Source organism: Companilactobacillus suantsaicola, from assembly GCF_004745525.1.
Classification (GTDB): domain Bacteria; phylum Bacillota; class Bacilli; order Lactobacillales; family Lactobacillaceae; genus Companilactobacillus; species Companilactobacillus suantsaicola.
Window position 1 is genome coordinate 18,055 of the sequence record NZ_RKLY01000007.1, and the last position, 17,807, is coordinate 35,861.

27 protein-coding genes and 1 tRNA gene are annotated in these 17,807 nt (G+C 35.2%); 4 read left to right on the forward strand and 24 right to left on the reverse strand.

Annotated elements, in window-relative coordinates:
- Position 1: 1 nt before the first annotated feature.
- The 20 genes from EGT49_RS03840 to EGT49_RS03925 all read right to left on the reverse strand — a co-directional run bounded on the left by EGT49_RS03840 (position 2) and on the right by EGT49_RS03925 (position 9,455).
- A complete protein-coding gene (locus EGT49_RS03840; RefSeq protein ID WP_025025091.1) occupies positions 2 to 205 on the reverse strand; it encodes a hypothetical protein in 204 nt (67 codons plus the stop codon).
- A complete protein-coding gene (locus EGT49_RS03845; RefSeq protein ID WP_135371687.1) occupies positions 198 to 437 on the reverse strand; it encodes a hypothetical protein in 240 nt (79 codons plus the stop codon). The genes EGT49_RS03840 and EGT49_RS03845 overlap by 8 nt, the downstream gene beginning before the upstream one ends.
- A 463-nt stretch (positions 438 to 900) precedes the next feature.
- Positions 901 to 1,341, reverse strand: a complete 441-nt coding sequence (locus EGT49_RS03850; RefSeq protein ID WP_135371689.1) for an ArpU family phage packaging/lysis transcriptional regulator — start codon at positions 1,339 to 1,341, stop codon at positions 901 to 903.
- An 81-nt stretch (positions 1,342 to 1,422) separates the two neighbouring features.
- A complete protein-coding gene (locus tag EGT49_RS03855; protein ID WP_135371690.1) occupies positions 1,423 to 1,635 on the reverse strand; it encodes a hypothetical protein in 213 nt (70 codons plus the stop codon).
- Between the two features lie 9 nt (positions 1,636 to 1,644).
- The gene (locus EGT49_RS03860) at positions 1,645 to 1,830 is read right to left on the reverse strand and encodes a hypothetical protein (RefSeq protein ID WP_135371692.1); all 186 of its coding nucleotides are present in this window, start codon (positions 1,828 to 1,830) and stop codon (positions 1,645 to 1,647) included.
- A 235-nt stretch (positions 1,831 to 2,065) separates the two neighbouring features.
- Positions 2,066 to 2,575 (reverse strand): single-stranded DNA-binding protein, encoded by a 510-nt coding sequence (ssb, locus tag EGT49_RS03865; protein ID WP_135371694.1) that lies wholly within the window; start codon positions 2,573 to 2,575, stop codon positions 2,066 to 2,068.
- Positions 2,576 to 3,307 (reverse strand): phage antirepressor KilAC domain-containing protein, encoded by a 732-nt coding sequence (locus tag EGT49_RS03870; protein WP_135371695.1) that lies wholly within the window; start codon positions 3,305 to 3,307, stop codon positions 2,576 to 2,578.
- Positions 3,304 to 3,735: a RusA family crossover junction endodeoxyribonuclease gene (locus EGT49_RS03875; protein ID WP_135371697.1), complete on the reverse strand. Its 432-nt coding sequence runs from the start codon at positions 3,733 to 3,735 to the stop codon at positions 3,304 to 3,306. The genes EGT49_RS03870 and EGT49_RS03875 overlap by 4 nt, the downstream gene beginning before the upstream one ends.
- A 96-nt stretch (positions 3,736 to 3,831) precedes the next feature.
- Complete coding sequence (locus tag EGT49_RS12805) at positions 3,832 to 4,095, reverse strand: helix-turn-helix domain-containing protein (RefSeq protein ID WP_135371698.1); 264 nt, start codon at positions 4,093 to 4,095, stop codon at positions 3,832 to 3,834.
- A complete protein-coding gene (locus EGT49_RS12430; RefSeq protein WP_167849748.1) occupies positions 4,031 to 4,321 on the reverse strand; it encodes a hypothetical protein in 291 nt (96 codons plus the stop codon). The genes EGT49_RS12805 and EGT49_RS12430 overlap by 65 nt, the downstream gene beginning before the upstream one ends.
- Positions 4,322 to 4,332: 11 nt before the next feature.
- Positions 4,333 to 5,094, reverse strand: coding sequence for an AAA family ATPase (locus EGT49_RS03885; RefSeq protein WP_135371700.1), 762 nt, complete (start codon positions 5,092 to 5,094; stop codon positions 4,333 to 4,335).
- A gap of 9 nt (positions 5,095 to 5,103) precedes the next feature.
- Positions 5,104 to 5,421: a hypothetical protein gene (locus EGT49_RS03890; RefSeq protein ID WP_135371702.1), complete on the reverse strand. Its 318-nt coding sequence runs from the start codon at positions 5,419 to 5,421 to the stop codon at positions 5,104 to 5,106.
- Between the two features lie 476 nt (positions 5,422 to 5,897).
- A complete protein-coding gene (locus EGT49_RS03895) occupies positions 5,898 to 6,794 on the reverse strand; it encodes a PD-(D/E)XK nuclease-like domain-containing protein (protein WP_135371703.1) in 897 nt (298 codons plus the stop codon).
- A complete protein-coding gene (gene bet, locus EGT49_RS03900) occupies positions 6,724 to 7,641 on the reverse strand; it encodes a phage recombination protein Bet (protein ID WP_135371705.1) in 918 nt (305 codons plus the stop codon). Before bet ends, EGT49_RS03895 begins: the two co-directional genes overlap by 71 nt.
- Entirely contained in the window at positions 7,641 to 7,766 is a 126-nt protein-coding gene (locus EGT49_RS12710; protein ID WP_281275446.1) for a hypothetical protein, read from the reverse strand. The genes bet and EGT49_RS12710 overlap by 1 nt, the downstream gene beginning before the upstream one ends.
- 61 nt (positions 7,767 to 7,827) lie before the next feature.
- Positions 7,828 to 8,034, reverse strand: coding sequence for a hypothetical protein (locus EGT49_RS03905; protein ID WP_135371706.1), 207 nt, complete (start codon positions 8,032 to 8,034; stop codon positions 7,828 to 7,830).
- Positions 8,035 to 8,046: 12 nt separating this feature from the next.
- Positions 8,047 to 8,280 (reverse strand): hypothetical protein, encoded by a 234-nt coding sequence (locus EGT49_RS03910; RefSeq protein ID WP_135371708.1) that lies wholly within the window; start codon positions 8,278 to 8,280, stop codon positions 8,047 to 8,049.
- The gene (locus EGT49_RS03915; RefSeq protein WP_135371710.1) at positions 8,281 to 8,613 is read right to left on the reverse strand and encodes a DUF771 domain-containing protein; all 333 of its coding nucleotides are present in this window, start codon (positions 8,611 to 8,613) and stop codon (positions 8,281 to 8,283) included.
- 5 nt (positions 8,614 to 8,618) lie between these two features.
- Entirely contained in the window at positions 8,619 to 9,101 is a 483-nt protein-coding gene (locus EGT49_RS03920; RefSeq protein ID WP_135371712.1) for a hypothetical protein, read from the reverse strand.
- 87 nt (positions 9,102 to 9,188) lie between these two features.
- Positions 9,189 to 9,455 (reverse strand): helix-turn-helix domain-containing protein, encoded by a 267-nt coding sequence (locus EGT49_RS03925; protein WP_135371714.1) that lies wholly within the window; start codon positions 9,453 to 9,455, stop codon positions 9,189 to 9,191.
- A 146-nt stretch (positions 9,456 to 9,601) separates the two neighbouring features.
- Between EGT49_RS03925 and EGT49_RS03930 the strand changes: the two genes are divergently transcribed.
- From EGT49_RS03930 to EGT49_RS03945, 4 genes are all read left to right on the forward strand, one after another.
- Positions 9,602 to 9,970, forward strand: a complete 369-nt coding sequence (locus EGT49_RS03930; RefSeq protein ID WP_135371716.1) for a helix-turn-helix domain-containing protein — start codon at positions 9,602 to 9,604, stop codon at positions 9,968 to 9,970.
- Entirely contained in the window at positions 9,960 to 10,394 is a 435-nt protein-coding gene (locus EGT49_RS03935) for an ImmA/IrrE family metallo-endopeptidase (protein WP_135371718.1), read from the forward strand. The genes EGT49_RS03930 and EGT49_RS03935 overlap by 11 nt, the downstream gene beginning before the upstream one ends.
- Positions 10,395 to 10,531: 137 nt before the next feature.
- Positions 10,532 to 11,626, forward strand: a complete 1,095-nt coding sequence (locus EGT49_RS03940) for an acyltransferase (protein ID WP_135371720.1) — start codon at positions 10,532 to 10,534, stop codon at positions 11,624 to 11,626.
- 223 nt (positions 11,627 to 11,849) lie between these two features.
- Positions 11,850 to 12,989: a tyrosine-type recombinase/integrase gene (locus EGT49_RS03945; protein ID WP_167849749.1), complete on the forward strand. Its 1,140-nt coding sequence runs from the start codon at positions 11,850 to 11,852 to the stop codon at positions 12,987 to 12,989.
- Positions 12,990 to 13,240: 251 nt separating this feature from the next.
- Here the strand turns inward: EGT49_RS03945 and EGT49_RS03950 are convergent.
- The 4 genes from EGT49_RS03950 to EGT49_RS03965 all read right to left on the reverse strand — a co-directional run bounded on the left by EGT49_RS03950 (position 13,241) and on the right by EGT49_RS03965 (position 17,657).
- Positions 13,241 to 13,330, reverse strand: a tRNA-Ser gene (locus EGT49_RS03950).
- 31 nt (positions 13,331 to 13,361) lie between these two features.
- A complete protein-coding gene (locus tag EGT49_RS03955) occupies positions 13,362 to 13,880 on the reverse strand; it encodes an adenine phosphoribosyltransferase (RefSeq protein ID WP_135371724.1) in 519 nt (172 codons plus the stop codon).
- A gap of 22 nt (positions 13,881 to 13,902) precedes the next feature.
- The gene (gene recJ / locus EGT49_RS03960) at positions 13,903 to 16,209 is read right to left on the reverse strand and encodes a single-stranded-DNA-specific exonuclease RecJ (protein WP_135371726.1); all 2,307 of its coding nucleotides are present in this window, start codon (positions 16,207 to 16,209) and stop codon (positions 13,903 to 13,905) included.
- A gap of 788 nt (positions 16,210 to 16,997) precedes the next feature.
- Positions 16,998 to 17,657 carry a class A sortase gene (locus tag EGT49_RS03965; protein WP_135371728.1) on the reverse strand — a complete coding sequence of 220 codons (660 nt, stop codon included), beginning with the start codon at positions 17,655 to 17,657 and terminating at the stop codon, positions 16,998 to 17,000.
- Between the last annotated feature and the right edge of the window lie 150 nt (positions 17,658 to 17,807).

The window sequence follows — 17,807 nt, forward strand, 5'->3', positions numbered from 1 at the left end:
ATCATCTCAAGGCACCTACAATCTTATCTTTTCCTTCCTCATCCGTTAAATAACAATCATCAATATTAGGAAGTGTTAATTGATAAAGCTGGTCATCAACCATATGTGATCCTATCGAAACAATTTGCTTAGGATTTACTAGCATTTCATTATATTCATATCCTTCTCCTGATTCCGCTTCTTTGTAAACTGTAATATTAATCATGTTTGCACATCCTTCTAAGCTCTTTCTTAGCTTTGTGTTTTTTAACTAGCATAACGATTCCAGCAGTTCCATAGCACAAAATAAATAGCCCTAACGCAATTAGCATTGGACTAAATACAAGCCACCATGACCATTTGATAAGATTTAAAATCTTCGCAACCACAAAAATAAGAGTCAAAATTGATGAGAATCCCAACCCTTTCTGTACTGTTTCATTATTATTGCTATTCATTTGAATCCTCCTTTTATGTTGCCAACCACATATTTATTCAAAATAAATAGACCACTCATACGAGTGATCTATACGATAATTAGCCCCTACAGCAATTATCTAAGCGGACATCCGGAATCGAACCGGAATACTTATAATCAGAAATGCTTCTGAAATCGAAATGAAGGTTTATTTATGAATTTATCAATGACTTTGTAGTTAGGGGTAATTTTATTAGTGATACCAATTTGTATGTGTCCTTACACTATCCGCATAGCAGTAACTTGCTTTATCATCACAAGTTACATGAGAGTTAAACTTTTGACCTTTTACGCTGGTCAAGCAATCGAAATTTAATCCATTTTGGTTGTTTAGTTTTCCTTCTAAGATGCTCCTTTTGAGCGGTAGAGTAACCGTATTCAATGTTTTCTACAATATCAATATTAGTCAGAATCAATCCGCCGTTACTCCGCTATAAGTCCATTCAAACTCCATTATTTTCCATTTTGTATACTTCCATGTCATAGTAATTCCCGAATGCTTCAGCAAAATACAACATCGCATTTCTCTTACATTCGAAATACCTGGACGATTCATAATTAGACATTTCAATTGCCACCTCGTTCCCCTTGCCGTACAAGTAGCAATATTTCAAAATGGTTTGAAACCTGAAAGGCTCATCAGGAATATTGTTAATAATCTTATAAGTAGCCTTAACTAGATCTATAGCCCACAACTGGCTCATAACCTTATCCTCTTGAGAATTTCTAACATTGCTCCCAGTTCCAACTGTGTCAAAGCTTGGGGACTGAATAGAGCTAATATTCATATGTGAACGAGCTTTTAGTCTTGGAAACTCGTTTTCAAAATAATATTTGACGTTATCAATTGTTTGTTGCTCATCTAACTCTGGTAATAATCCCATTAATACAGCCCCCACTTAGTGATATAATTGACTTGTCGGAATCAATTAGCTGCTCACTTTTGTGGGTGGCTTTTTTGTTGTCTATTTATCTGCCTTGTCGTTCCTATGTTTATTCCTTTTGGCATTCAATCGCTGCCACTCATCGTCTTCTCTATATAGCCTTTTACCAATCCTGTTATTTTGACGTATTATGTCTTCTATATAAAAAAGTTCTTTATGCATAGCAGATGCTATTTCTTTATTCTTATATCTATTTTCTCGCATTTGATAGACTGCTAAATTATCATCTGTCATTTTCATCATCTAATTAAAATCGCTAAGATTTAACCTTCCTAATCTAATCATTTCTAATTTTGCCAAATGTTCTTGATTAGCTTTATCAATAAGTTCAACGTCCTCATCACTAATGTGTAAAGCATCGGCAATTTCAATAGATAAATACTTATTACGCCTCATCTCATATACGGCACAATTTATATCTGTTAGCAAATTCATCCTCCTGCAAAATTGATTGAATTATTTTGTTCTTAGCCTCATCGCTAAGTTCTCTATCAGCATTTCTAAACTCCTTTGGCATGGCATAAAAATGCTTTTGGATATACATAATAGCCCGAACGATATTGTGGCATTCATCACTAAACACTGATCTCATGTAAGACTTATAGATCTGCTCATAATTCATTATTTTGCCCCCAAATTCAAATAATAATTGCTCCCATCTATATTAAAATGGTAAATCGTCATCTGAAATATCAATCGGTTTACTGTTGTCAGCAAACGGATCGCTATTTGTTTGATTTGCGTTCGAATACGTTTGATTTTCGTTTTGTTTATGTTGGCCATCTGTACCTTTACCGCTAAAATCGTTGCTGTTGATTGATTTACTTTGCTGGCCATCTGTTGGCTTTCTGTCAGTTCTAGATTCAAGTAATGAGAAATTATCAACGACAACTTCTGTTACATAAACCCTGTTACCCTGCTTATTCTCATAGTTACGTGTTTGAAGACGTCCATCAATACCCACAAGAGAACCTTTGTGAGTGAAATTGGTGAAATTCTCGGCAGCTTTCCTCCAAATAACACAATTGATAAAATCGGCTTCACGTTCACCTTGAGAATTAGTAAATTGTCTGTTTACAGCGATTGAGAAACTGGCAACCACATTACCACTGGTGGTGTATCTAAGTTCTGGATCGCGTGTCAGGCGTCCCACTAAAACAGTTCTATTGATCATTTATGCTTCCAACCTTTCATTTTTTAATAGGAATTTATTAACAAAATAATTTTGACCTTTGCCAGTAACTTTTGGAGTCTTAGTAACAACCGTGACTCCGTCTGAGTTAACATGGCTTGATTCTTTAATCTTGAATAAGCCTAATTCCATTGATTTTTGAGTTGGTGAGTTATAATCTGCGCCCTTTCGTTTAATCAGATAACCGTTGTCTCTCATCCACTTAAATAAGCGTTTTGTACCTGTGTCAACACCATTACCTTTGATAATCTTTGCTAGATCTCCAACTAGAATTGTTGTGTGTGATGTGGCTACCGAGTCGGCAAATATTGCCTTAGGTTTCATAACTTCTAATTGTTCCTGCTGGTCTGCTGCTAAACGCAATGCTTCAGCCATTGTTGATGGAACTTTGAAACCGCCAGTTTTAATGTGACTTTCCATTTTGTTGAAGGCTTCAATGTATTTAAGCTTAAATTTCATTGCTTTTTTGCCGGTGAACCCCATAGCCAATAACGTAAATCCATCACGATTCATATAAATAATTCGATATTGCTGTTTATTTTGAGGATGAGTATATGTATCTTCGTAAAATAGGTCTGCCCAATTTTGCGCAACCCCCTCTTTTAAATCATCAACTGCTCTTAATACATCTCGATGGTTTTTATTAAATGTCTCTGCTACTTGTAAACTGCTAGTTACTGCTTGTTGATCTTTCATAATTACTAAGTTATTCATTTTTTCCACTCCTCAATTAAAATTTCAGTACGTGGGTGCTCATCGTAATTTTTTTCGGTATCGTGTTTCCAAATTTGCCCATCATCGAACCAAGCCTTTGCTAAGCCATCAAAAACAGCTTTTTCGTAGTTGTCCAAGTCGGGCTTCACAGTCGGCTTTACCTCATGATTAGCACGTCTCTTATACTCTGCTTTGGATAATCCTTTTTGGATCCTTCTGTAAAAGTGTATGTGTGCAACGAGAGGAGCACCTTTTTCAAAAAGCTGTTTGTTATGGTACTTATCCCAATACAGCACTTTGATTCCATTTTTGTAAATCCGGTATTTTTTGTCTGTATATCCCCGCTTCTTGCCACCTTGTGAGCTAAAACGAGGACGTGAGGCTGGTACTGGTTCACCGTCGATTATTAGTTTCAATTGATTACTCACTTGCTAATCCTCTCTTGTGCTGTTATTCATTTTTTCTAAAAAAGCCAGAAACGATAATATATAGTATTGCTAATATTACAATTGCTTTCATGATAATCACCGTTCGCTTTCATATCCGAATAATTCATTTGGAGTGATGTCTAAAGCCCTACAGATTTTATCAACATCAGTAATTTTTATTGACTTATACGTCATCTGTGACATGTGTGTTGCTGTCCAATAATTGACGCCAGATATTTCAGAAAATTCTCTTAATGTCAAATTTCTTGGAGCTAGTAAACTTCTTAGATCAAACTTAATCATTTTCAGCCACCAGCTTTCTAAGCTCGGCATCGTAGCATTTTTGTAAGCTGTAAGCATTGAGAAGTGAATTCTCAAGTTTCAACATAAGAAATGGACTTGAAAATGAATCAGAATGATTTTTTCTCAAATAATCCATGTGCTCAAATTGATGTTGTAAATTGTCGATTACTCTTTCTAAATACACGCTTTCTCTGGATATTTCGTCTATAACTGTCTGTCTATCATCTGAAACAGGTGTCTGTGAACGCCTATATAACAAGTTTTTTGAGTTAATTTGTAGCATTTTAATATCTCCTAATTATTTCTCATATCGTTACCGCTAAACTTGATTGTGTTAGCGGCTTTTTTTGTCATTAAGCGACTAATAATTTTTGGATCGTATAATTGCTGTAGCTCACGTCCTGTATTGTTCGTAGTTATAATATTTGTTTTATTTTTTCGATAATCAGCAAACCTAAAAAGTATTCGCTGAGCATAGTTAGTTGCTTCGTTCGTTTCGGATCTTAGCGATGATTCACTGCCCAAGTCGTCAATAACAAGCACGTCACAGTTCTTAACACATTCTTCCACCTTGTAGTTATCACGTTTTAAAAACTCGTCCTTAAATGCCATTTGAGAATTATTGACGAACATTGCAAAACTCAAGAAATAACATGATAGTGAGGTATCTTGACTGTTCAAACCATTCAAAATGCTAACAGCTAACATAGATTTACCAAGTCCTGGCTCACCAGTGAAAAGAAAGTTGCCCGTTTCACCGACATAGATCCTATTAGCGATATTCTTAGCCTGTTTAAGCTCACTCGCTTGGTTAGGTGTATCAGTCTTAAAATCTGCAAAATTGTATTGTAAGTCGTTGAAATCACTCACTAGCGAGCTTCTAAATATTCCCTTACGCTTAACTTGAATATTTTTTTTAGTGAATTCGATAGATCGTTGCTGTTCTCGTTTATCACGCTCAGAAATAACTTTTTTGAAGTCAATTCCTGAATAGTCAACACCGTGTTTTAAGGCTATTTTACGGGAAACTTTATCCAATCCAAACATTGATTCCATAGCTACCCCCTAGTACGGCAAGTCATAGAGTGGCTTTCTACCACCCTTGTTGCCATTAAAATTATTTGGTGCGTCTGCTTTATCTATCAACTTGCCAAACTGTTTTCTAAGTTTTGAAGCAGATAAGATATTGTTCTGCCAGAAACTGTCTTGTTGACACCATTCAATAATTCGTTTGATATCGTCGTAAGAACGTGCATCACGTTCGTGCATTAGTCTGATGTCATTAGCCCATTTCTGTGTATCAGGTGGGTTCTTGGAATCAGCCGGATAGATGTTAGAGTTACGTTCACGTATCTTAGTTAGCAAGTAATTGGCTAGTTTCAAATTAATATCGTCCGAGTCGTAAACACGCTTTGCGGGTTTCGAGTCGTGACTAGTATTATTAGTTTTGTTTTGTTTATGTTTATGTTTAGTTATTGTGCTACTGTTATGTACACTACTATGTAAACTAGTATGTAAACTGTTATGTACACTACTATGTAAACTACTTTGTACACTTTCTTCGTCATATAGTTTACATATGCTGTATGAAGTGGCTTTTTGTTTTCCGTTGCTTTTAAAATTGATAAGCCCTAATTGCATCAAAACATTTCTGTTTTTGTTGATGCCTTGCCTACTCAATCCCGAAAGTGTTTCAAGCATTTGATTACTTACGTCAAACCAGTCTATCCATGCACATTTGTTGTTCACTTGAAGCAATGCATAATACAAACTAACTTGCCCACTGGATAATTTGGTTTCAAACAGTTGGTAATCTCTAAACGCCTGTAACTGTTTTAGGTAATTCATAAAGTCACCTCCTAGTCTATTAAGTCATCCATGCTGACAATCTTTCCTAATTTAGCAGTGGACTTACAATAATCACATTTACCACATCTTGTTGGCTCAACACGCCCAGCTTTAACATCTTCAATATGGTCCTGCATTTCATAAATCTGATCTTCAGCTTCCAGCATTCTTTCTTCTGGAATCGAAATAATAGCCTTGGCAGGAATCTTTTCTTTAGTTACGGCAATTATGTATGGTGTACATAAAACTCCATACGTTTGAAGTATTAGCTGTTGATAGACGTACATTTGAAGCTGATAATTCCAATGAGCTACAAATGAATCCCATCCATGTTCCTCAACATTCCAATATTTTTTATCAAGTTGCTGAGTAGTTTTTAGATCAATGAAGTAACCTTTATCAAGATTTAAACAATCAACTTTGCCCTTCCAGTTAACACCGTCAATTTGACCTGTAACGATAACTTCTTTATCACCTTGATAATTTTCAATGAAGCCTTCATCACTAGCTAAAGTGCTTATCATTCTCTCAGCTTGTTCAAATGGAGCTGTGAGGTTATTTTTTAAAGCTTGTCCATTCTTTGATAAGCCTTCTGCTGTTTCTTTCTTAGTAGCCTTCTTTTTAGCAAAAATGTCCCATTTATTCTCGGCCACAAATCTCAGATGAGCTTCAGGACTTTCAAAATAAGAATGAAGATAATTCCCAACCAAAAGTGCTTCTTTAAAATCCGGCTTGTAATTTCCATTTATTTCAGCCATTGTCTCTGCTTCACAAGACAGAAACTTTTTAAAGAATGTTGGGGACTGCCACGAAATATCAGTTGCTAAATCGTAATAATTACTTTGTGTCAAAGAGCTCTGTTTGGTTTGGGTTTTCTTCAATTGGTTCTGATTCATCTGTTTCAGCATTGCTATCGTCCTCTCCTTCTTTAGCTTGTTTCAAAAATGCCTTTTGTTCTTTTTCAAACTTTTCTAGTTGATTTAGATTAACGGGCTTACGTACTTGAACCTTTTGAACAGGCTTTTTATCTTCAGCTTTAGGGGTGACATCCTTAGGGTCGTTAGCTACTTTAATTTGTTCCTTTTTGGTCTTTGTCAAATCATTGATATTTGTTATATTGCCTTGAGATGCTTGACTTGCATTTTTAGGTGTTTCACTAGCTTCTTGTTTATCGTCCTCTGTGTACATGTTTCCTAAATCCTGTGGGAATGCTTCACGTAGTGCGTTTACCATAGCTGTTTTTCTAATCATATTGGCCGGCATGGAAGCCCAGGTTGATGATGGACGTCCATTTTTTGTTTTTTGAAACTCAGTTAATGAAATTTCAATTCTTGTAGGTATTTTTCTATCTTTGCGATAAACTTGTGCCCAACCACCAACTAAGGTCTCATCTGGAAGAATAAAAGCACCCTTGGTATATCTAGGATCGTCATCATCTTCATTGATAGCAATACAACCTGCTTCAATACCGTCATAGTCTGGATTCGATTCAGCCCTTTTCATAAAGGCCTCTTTGGAAACAATAATTTGTGCTGGTGCTGATCCATACTTGATGATGTATGCTTCATTGATAAACGGATTTAATTTTTGATATTTACAAAGTGATAAAAACATCATCGTTTCTTGTGGAGTGATTTTAGAGTTACCATTTGTTAAGAAGTTTTGGACCATGTTTCCGGTCAATTTAATGCTTTGACCATTGACCTTGTATTCAACTTCCATCTTGTCGTCTTTTTTGCTTAGTTCATTTGTCATTATTCAAATTCCTCCGTAAGATTTTCTTTATATTCACGTTCGGCTTTCTTGGACTCTGTTAAGTTCTTTTCGGTGATAACAGCATCCTCATCTGCTAGTTCGTTGTCATAATTAAAAGTTCCCATTTCAATTACCTCGTTAAGTGATAAAATATATGTATAAGTTATTTTTTAATCCTATGACTCACTATTTTTCGGATAGTGAGTCTTTTTTTGTCTTGCTGCCAAATAGGAAGCCGTCAGCCTTGCTGTTAAGGTTTCTCACTTTCTTGATGGTTGAGTTATCAATATCAAACAGGTTTAGAAATCCTCCAGCTCTTCCGGAAACAAATCCCAGGATGTACCCGCTGGCCAAAAATAAAAGATATGCTCCAGCTAGTTCAATACTTGTCATTTAAATCACCTCCTAAAATGTGAATCGATATGTATATTTGTCACGGTCACAATGAATTAGCTTTGCATTGAGATCTCCTTCGGACCATTCAAAAATAATTTCTTCGGGTATCTCACTATCAAAAGTTTCTTCCATACTGTTAAAGCCTTGTTTAATCATCAATAGTGTCTTTTCTGGTACTTGCTCAATTTTGAAAGAGCTCTTTGCTAGTTTTCTTTGTCTCTTATATTCCTCTGGATCAAACATTTAAATTTCCTCCGATTTCATAAACTCTCTTTTGTGCGTTAAAACAAATTCTTTAAATTCGGGTGCTTGAAATTTCCAAGGGCTACCAGAACCAGTAGAATATCTAACACAACCGCCTTTATCCATGTCCAATACATCACGATACCTAAATAGTTTTTTCTTCAATGTAGGAGCTGAACATCCGGCAATTTTGCATGCCCATGGAAGTAACTCCAGACCTTCATCAATGGTTGTATTCGTTAACTCATTCAACTTATCCTTACGAATCCAAGTAAGCACATATCCATCACGTTCTGGTATTCCTTTGAAAGGTTCGATTGCTGGTTCTTGCATTTATTTCACCCTCTTTCACCTAATGCAGCTTGTTTAAGTGATATGTTGTACCTATGTGACATTGCTGTTGCACAGGCACGCATAATTGAACTCGTTCTGAACATTTTGAATATTCCAAATTTGATAATATTTTCATCAGGATTACTCTTGCTAATTTCTTTAAGTGCATTTTCGATTGCACTATCACTATTCAAATCTTCAATCTGCGTACCTATCAGCAATGATGATGTTTCTGAGTTATATTCATTTACGATATTTAACAGAATTGCTGGAAAATTAAATAAATAGCAATCAACAGCTAATGAGAATCTAGTATCATCAATTCCATTTGAAAGATTAACTAAATATTCATCTTTGATCGGAGTTCCTTTAAACCATTTACCAACAGTTGTTTTTGACGTTCCTGCTATTGCTGCCAAATCAGTATCATTGAAATTTTGACGATCTTGCATATCTAAAACTTCCTTAACGATGTTTATATCACCCATCAGTTATCACCTCCTTACTCTTGATAACTATTCGTTAACTTCAGTTATCATTTTGATATAGATGCGTTAATTGCATTTTTTGTAGAATTAAGGTGTTGTCAAGGATCTTTTAAATTCTTTTGTTTCACTTTTGTCATCATAAACTGTAAAAAAAATATCACTAATTTTAACATCCAATCCTTGGGCAATTTTCCATGCAATCCTTGCGGAAGGTTGTTTATTCTCATTTACTATATCAGACATATATGCGCCAGAAATACTTATATGATTGGAAAAATCGCGAATAGAATATCCCTTACTTGCAATTAATCCTCTTAAATTCTTTGAACTAATTACTTTCATTTTTACTCGCATTTTTTTGATCACCTCCTTGTTTACAAGTAATATAGTACACTTTTGTTTTACTTTTGTAAACACTTTTTACCGATTTATTTTACTTTTTTTAATTTAATGTTTAACTTTTGTTATACTTTTCTTGTAGAAAGGGCGTGAAAGCAGCAATGTCAGAAAAACAAATTCAATTTGGCTTAAAGATAAAAGAGCTTCGTAATAAACACCATTTTACAGTCAGACAAGTTTCTCAACAAGCTGGGATATCCTCGTCCTTTTGGTCATTAGTAGAAAATGGTAAAAGAAATATTCCTAAACCTATAACGCTAGAGAAAATGGCTCATGGACTGCGTGAACCAAAGGAAAAAATACTGGAACTTGCTGGCTTAGATACATCGAACAATAATAACAAAGAAAATAAGCATGTTGACTTGGCTGATGACGACGTTGTTATGTCATATGAAGGGAAACCCATTCCCCCTGAGGATTTAGAAGTTATGCGTAGATTTCTAAGAGGTGGAAAGAATAATGGACAATGATGTAATTACTTACTTAATGAATATTGCTTTTGATAATAAGATAGTTATTAACTTTTTTGATAATTTAGATCCCGATACGCCACCAGGCTCGGATGTGGAGACAAGAAGAATTGCTATGAACTCAAGATGGCATAACAAATCGGAAATCCCATTTCAACTGGCTCATGAATTGGGACATATTTTATCCGGTCAACAATCAACTAAAATCCTCTATTTTACTCCATATAAGTATGGCATGGAGTTAGAAGCCAACGAATATGCAATTAAACTGCTTCTTCCACTATATTTAGCTGACAAGGATACTATGAGCGTGAACATTCATAATTTCATGAGCTATTTTAATATCCCTTATCATCTTGAAGACATTGTAATAAAGGAAACAAAAAGTCTATTGTCTCGTTCCGAAAGCGATTTCAACGTATAATTAATATATTGTATACATATATCATTTTTCAATACTCTAAATAGGGAGTTATTTTGCAAGTACAGGAAAAATTAGATTCTGAATTTATAGTTACCCAATACCCAAATATTGATGATAATTAAGCTTTAGGAGGTTTTATGAATAAAAACTATCGAATTTTTTATTTGGATTTTATACGCGTTATTTCAATTTTTTTAGTTATGTTTATCCACGTATCTGCAATAGATACCACACTTAATATCGGAACTGGTCAATGGCAAATAATCAAAATTTTAAATTACTTTGCCCATATCAGTGTCCCGCTTTTCTTTATGATTTCTGGTGCATTACTTTTAACTAGTAGGAAGACAAGTTCACTAAGCTATACATGGTCACATCGTATTCCACGGATAATGATTCCTTTCCTTATATGGTCAATCATCTATCCTTTTGCTGCCAGTATATCTACCAATTCATTTTCTCTTAATGATATCTTCATAACTATTCGAAACATCTTAAATCATCCCACTTCTCCTATACTTTGGTTTATGTATCCTTTGATTGGAGTCTATATTCTTTCTCCAATTATTAAAACCTTTATAAAGAGTGCCAACATGCAAATGTTGATTTATACAGTTTTCATTTGGTTAATCACTTGTTCAATTCTACCGTCAATTGCTGTTCTTTTACCAAAAAACTACCAGCAAATTCTAACATTATCTCCAGTAGCCAGCTTTCTTTTAGTAGGGGGTTTTACGGGTTATTTTGTTTTAGGATATTTGCTAACAAAATTAAAACCTGAAAAAATAAATAATTTAATTTTGATGTTTGTATTTTTAATAACTGGTTTAACTGGTAGTTTTGTTTCACAGGTCATCCCAAATGTCTTTGACTCCAATAACGGATACTATGTTACTTCAATTTGGATTCCAATTATGTCAACAACAGCATTTATTCTATTAAGGAAATTGGGCAATAAAATTACAAACCTCTCGGTTATTAAATTTTTTGAATTTTTATCACCATTAGTCTTTGGCATTTACTTGTTTCATGATTTAGTGATCATTAACGTTGAACCCTTGCTTATGAAAACTATTACAATTCATGGTGTCATTGCTACATTGATGCGTTATTTCATTGTGGCAGTTCTTTCAATTGGAATTATCTGGATTTTGAATCTAATTCCTGTTATCAATTATGCATTGCTAGGCAATAAGAGTAAAAAGAAGAAAGTAAATAACATAAAAAAATAAACAGCATTAAGAAAAATACAATTCTACCCAAGAAGAAAATATGCTAATGATTGAAATAATTTAGTAAAAGCCTAAATTGGCTTTTTATTTTTAGTTCTTAAAGAACATACGTGCCCATGAATATTGACGAATATTCATTATCTGTCAATTTAATAATTAAATACTCAATAATACTAGGTAAAGCTCAATTAAAAGTTTACCAATGAAAGGAAACTGTCAATTTATGGCCTCAATACATAAACGTAATGGCAAGTGGGAATATCGTGTTTCCTATAAAGATCCTACTACTGGCAAATATAGAAATAGAACAAAGGGTGGGTTCGTCAGGAAAACAGAATGTGAGGAAGCTGCCCGAATAATCGAAATGGACAAATCAAACAATGTAAACTTATCTAAAAAAGAAGTCCTCTTCTCTGATTACTTTAAAGAATGGGTCGATACATACAAGATTGAAGGACGATCTAAATCTACCGTTAATCGATATTACTTCACACATAAAGTAATTAAAGAGAACTTTCCTGATGAGCGGCTTATTGATGTAACCAAAAAAGAATACCAAACATTCATGAATAAATTCGGAAAGAAAAGAACTTTGGTTACTATGCAGAAGTATCAATCCTTTATACATCAAATGGTTGTTGAAGCAATCGAGGAAGGCATTATCCACAAAGATTTTACTAGGAGCGTTGAATTAATTGCAGGACGTGATTCAAAAAAAGAATCTGATAAATTTCTTGAGCCTGATGATTATGTCAATTTGATAAAGATCTCAAAAGCCAAATCTGGATATTCAAACATTTCGGCAACTATGATCTATCTTGCTACCGAAACTGGTATGAGATATGAGGAAATAACTGCCCTAACATGGGACAAGATTAACTTCGATGATTCTACTATTAGAGTTGATAAAGCCTACAGGCGTGATGAAATAGAGCTTCAAAAGACTAAGACACCTTCTAGTGTAAGAACACTCACTATATCCGATGAATGTTTAGATGTACTAAAAAACTACAAACTTGAGCAGCAACTTTATTTCAAATCAATTGGCTACATTGATAAGGGCAACTTTGTATTTAGGACAAAATATAGAACCCTGGTTCAATCTAAAACCGTTAACGATTCCCTTAAAGATTTATTGACTTTGATCGGTGCTAAAAAGATGGTTAGTTTTCATGATATTAGACATACTCACATATCTTATCTAATGGACAGCGGTATGAATCCGAAATTCGTATCGCAACATGCAGGCCACAAGGAGTTAAAAACCACTTTGAAGTATTATACCCATTTATTCAATAAGACCGCTCTTGAGCAAAATAATGAGCTGAAGGATATCTTTGATAACATAACAAAAGAGCGTTAACCTAATGATACCAACGACAAATAGTATTTTTTGCGCAAACCTATTTTTCGACAATTTCTCTTTGCGCAGGCTTTTTTTATTGAAATTGGTATACCTCTAAAAATCATCAAAATATCATTCCTGCGCAAAACTTTGCGCAAAGGACTTTTAACTTCTCTTGCATTTTATATAAAACAAAAAAAGAGGAACACCGATTTAACGGTGTTCCTCTTAATTATTTCGAGAACTTTCATTCTCTTTTATTCTAAAAAAGGAGAGTACAGGATTTGAACCTGCGCGCCTGCTATAAAACAGGTTCGTCGGATTTCGAGTCCGATGCATTACCACTCTGCCAACTCTCCATAAGAAAGGTCTTCTCAGACCCCTTTATAATTAATATTGCATCAAGGTATACATATCATACCCTTTTATTTTATCACGTCCGTGCAAATCAGTTAACTCAATTAGAAAGGCCGTTCCAACAACTACCCCACCTAATTTTTCAATTAACTTGATTGTAGCAGCTAATGTGCCACCTGTTGCCATTAAATCGTCAACTACTAAAACTTTTTGACCTGGTTTGATGGCATCTTTTTGCATATACAATGAACTTTGCCCGTATTCGAGGTCATATGTGACCGAAACCGTTTCACGAGGCAACTTGCCCTTTTTACGTGCGGGCGCAAAGCCAATCCCCATTTTGTATGCTACTGGGCAGCCTACAATAAATCCACGTGCTTCAGGTCCTGCAATCATTTCTGCACCACGACTTTTAGCATAGTCAACAATCTTATCGGTTGCTGCAGCGTATGCCTTGCCATCAGCCATTAATGGTGAAATATCTCGAAATAGTACACCAGGTTCTGGAAAATCTTGAACATTAGCAACGTATTTCTTAAAATCAATATCCATTTTTTTAAATTCCCCATTCAATCTAACAGTGGCAATCAAAATCACTCATCCAAGATAAGAGATCGTCAAAGTTGGATTCAATTAATATTTTTTCAACATCATTGCGTTGTAATCTCTTCATGTAAGTCGGAGATTCAATCAATTTGCGTTGTTGAGCATCAGCCTTTTCAACAAAGCCATTTACCATTTTAACAAAATTTAACTCAAAAAACACTTTTAAATAAAAATCTACGTCATTTTTTTCAAAATTTAAATATTTAGCTACTAAATCCATTTTGTCTTCACGAATGTTTTGATGGGTATACAAATATTTCAAGAGCGTTTTCATTCTTGTCATATCGGGTTTTAAATAACCACTAGTTAAATTAGTATGGAAAAATAATGCCGTATGTGTTGCTTGATTCGTCTTTAAAAAGTTTTCAAACAATTGTAAGTTATGTGGTCGATCATAAACTAAAATATTTTCACCATCGAATTTTTCATCATACTTGACCATTTTGACATTGACCTTTGAACGTTTAGCAGCTTCATAATAAGCATCATTGAAGAAAACCAAAGCGTCGAAATGTTCCATAATCGAAGCCGATATTCGTTTATGACGGTAATCTAAGTAAACTTTTTTCAAAGCTTGAATCTTTTTAGCTTCGGGTGACACTTGCAAATCATCTAACATCAATTGCAAATTTTTTCGGCCGGCCCATTCATTGATACTCAGTTCGCCATAAACATCGCAAGGTGCGTCTTTAACTTCTTGAGCTTGCTCGAACATGCCAAAGCCAATCGCATCGATTTGATGATTGTTGTCTTCAACAAAGGTCTTCAGGTGACTGCCGTCTTTTCCAATCGAACGCATTTGTGCCAACTCGACATTAGTCAACTTAATGACTGGCTTCGGATTACCCATCCCAAACGGTGCCAACTGATTAATATCTTTGATCAAGTCAAAATTTAAATCCGCAATCGACAAATCAAGATCATAATTTTTAACGACTGGTGCTTGATAATCATAGCCTTGCTTTTGAGGTTCTGTTTGCACCAATTCGGTTAATTTATCCAATTGACTTTCCTCAATTGAAAAACCACAAGCTTGGGCATGACCACCAAAGGCCGTAAATAAGTCCTGATATTGCTGCAAAGCAGTAAACAGATTGAAGCCTTCAGGACTACGACCAGACCCTTTCATCACGCCACTATTTTTATCAAATTGGGTAGCCAGCACTGGCTTATTCTCTTGATCCATCACCCGGCTAGCAACGATTCCTAAAACACCTTGATGCCAATCGTTACCTTTTAAAACTATCACACCATGATCTTTTTGAGCAGCAATTTGACTCTGAGCGTCGACAAAAGCCGAATTGACCAAATCTTGACGTTTGGCATTAATATCCTCAGTTTCATTGACGATTTCTTTAGCAAAGCTGGCGTCACCGGTCGTCAACAATTCAACTCCTGAAGAGGCATTGTCCAAGCGTCCTAACGCATTAATTCTTGGCGCTATTTTGAAACCAATGTCCTCCTCATTGATATCACTCAACTTGATCTTGCATTTCTTGATCAATTCGCTTAAACCAACGTGATGATTTTTTTGCATCTGTTGTAAACCGACATTGACGATGACACGATTTTCACCTTTTAAAGCCACCGAGTCGGCAACCGTTCCGATAGCGGCTAAGTCAATCAATTCCAAAGCTTCATCGCCTAATAACGCATCAGCAATCTTAAAAGCCACTCCGGCGCCGGATAAGTATGGACAAACATACTCTGAACCAGGAATACTAGGATGAACGATTGCATCGGCTTCTGGCAGTTCTTTTGGCAAATCATGATGGTCAGTTACGATAACTTTGATGCCACGATCTTTTAAATACTTGATCTGCTCTTTACCACTAACACCGTTATCAACTGTAATCAATAAGTCAATTCCCTTGTCAGCCAATTCCTTGTAACGGTCAAGATTTGGACCATAGCCATCTTTAAAACGGTCCGGAACATAAAAGATCGGCTTAGCCCCTAATTTTTGCAAAGTTAACTTCATAATCGAAGTACTTGTCACACCGTCGGCATCGTAATCGCCATAAATCGCAATTTTTTGTTGATTGCTGACGGCATCATCAATAATTTCCAAAGCTTTATCGAGGTCATGCAAACCGAACGGATCTTGTAATTCATCTACATTACTGTGTAGAAAAGATTCGATTTCTAAGTTATCGGTAATGCCTCTTTGAATCAATAGTTGTGCCACTATCTCATTCACGTGTTTTTCGGAAGCAAATTTTTCTATCTCTTGTTTTGTGGGATTCTTACGTTTCTCCCAATTAATTAATGTCAATCCATCACCTACTAACAACTAATTATATCAATTATCGAGTGTAAAAAAAAAGTCTTGACAGGATTATGTTTGTTTTTGTTGTTTTTGTAGTATGCCGTCCTCCATAGCAAAGCCGATTTTGGCTGGAACGATGTGGGCACAACTTTGAGCTTTTGCAAAGTGCGCAAAATCTCAAAGCTTGGCCTTATTCTAAGCGCTAAAGCGCTAAGAATAATTTCACATCTGAGCCAAATCGGCTTTGCTATTCCGGACTGAATAACGGATCTATATTTTATTTACTTTCCATTCATTTAAGGATACTAATTCTATTCATATGCGGTGCTTGGTATTTTTATAGTTGAATTACTTTCCCATTCAGAATAGAAATATAAACAGTACAAAAAAGAAGACACTACTAATTTACTGCAATATCCTGCATTTCTAGTAATGTCTTCTATTGTTTTTTTTATAAAGTTTTACTAACTAAAAATCAAATAATCATGATGTATCCAGGCCATAAAGTAATTTTATACTTATCCTGAATAGAAAAGCATTCCATTCAAAGTTCACCAAAACATTGCATAGATTTGACCTCTAGTCTGGAGTAACAGATCTGGGAAATTCAGCTGCGAAATTTGTCTTGGCGCTTTAGCGCCTAGTCAAAGGTGGAGCTTGAAGACAATTCCCGATTTTGGAATTGGCTCCAAGTCCGCCCACAGCGTTCCGGCGTTTCCCAGAGCTGTTACGGAAGACGGCAGCTAACCACCATCCAAACTACAGATTTAGCTATCAAATCTTATAAGCCTTAATTAAGAAAAGACTGCTAATGTTTGCTCATTCGCTGGCTTATTGCTGACTAGTGAACCTTGCAAGGCCCAGCGATTGGTACCTCCGTCTGCACAAGTAATTAATGTTAACAAACTTTGACCTTCAACATCGTCTAACAAATAAACTGCTGTTGGTGGAACAATTTTCTTGTAGAAAATTTTATACGTATAAACTCGTTTCATGTCAGTGATGTAGGCTAAATCACCAATTTTGGCATTTTCTAATGGTGAGAACAAGGCGCCCTTGTTAGTCATATAGTGACCAGCTAGCGCATAATTTTGTTTACCCATTTTTTCGTCTTCCTTCATCGTGCCACCACCGGTTGAAAGAGCATTATCACTCAGACCTACGACGATTGGTAATTTCAAATTAACTGAAGGGACTGCCATTTTTCCAATTACGGCAGCATCGTTATTAACGGCAGCTTTTGCTACTTGTCCAGCTGAGATTGGTTTAACTTTTTTAAAGTTGAATTCACCCTTCTTTTTCTGATTAGCTTTCACTTTTTCGACTGTCAGTGAAGTATAATTTTTGTGTGCAATCTGTTTAACTGCGTATTCCTTAATTGGTTGATTAAATATCAAAACTAACGCAACCAATAGTAAGAGGATCGTTCCAAAAATCGAGAAAAATTTCTTCATTTTTTCCATTCCGTTTCACATTAAATTATGCAATATAGTTAATATACTAATGCATTGAAGTAATAAAGTTAAGATTTTTAATTTTTTGCGAGTTCTTTAGAAAGCAATGTCAAATTTAATAAATAAGTTATAATATAATTATAAACAAAT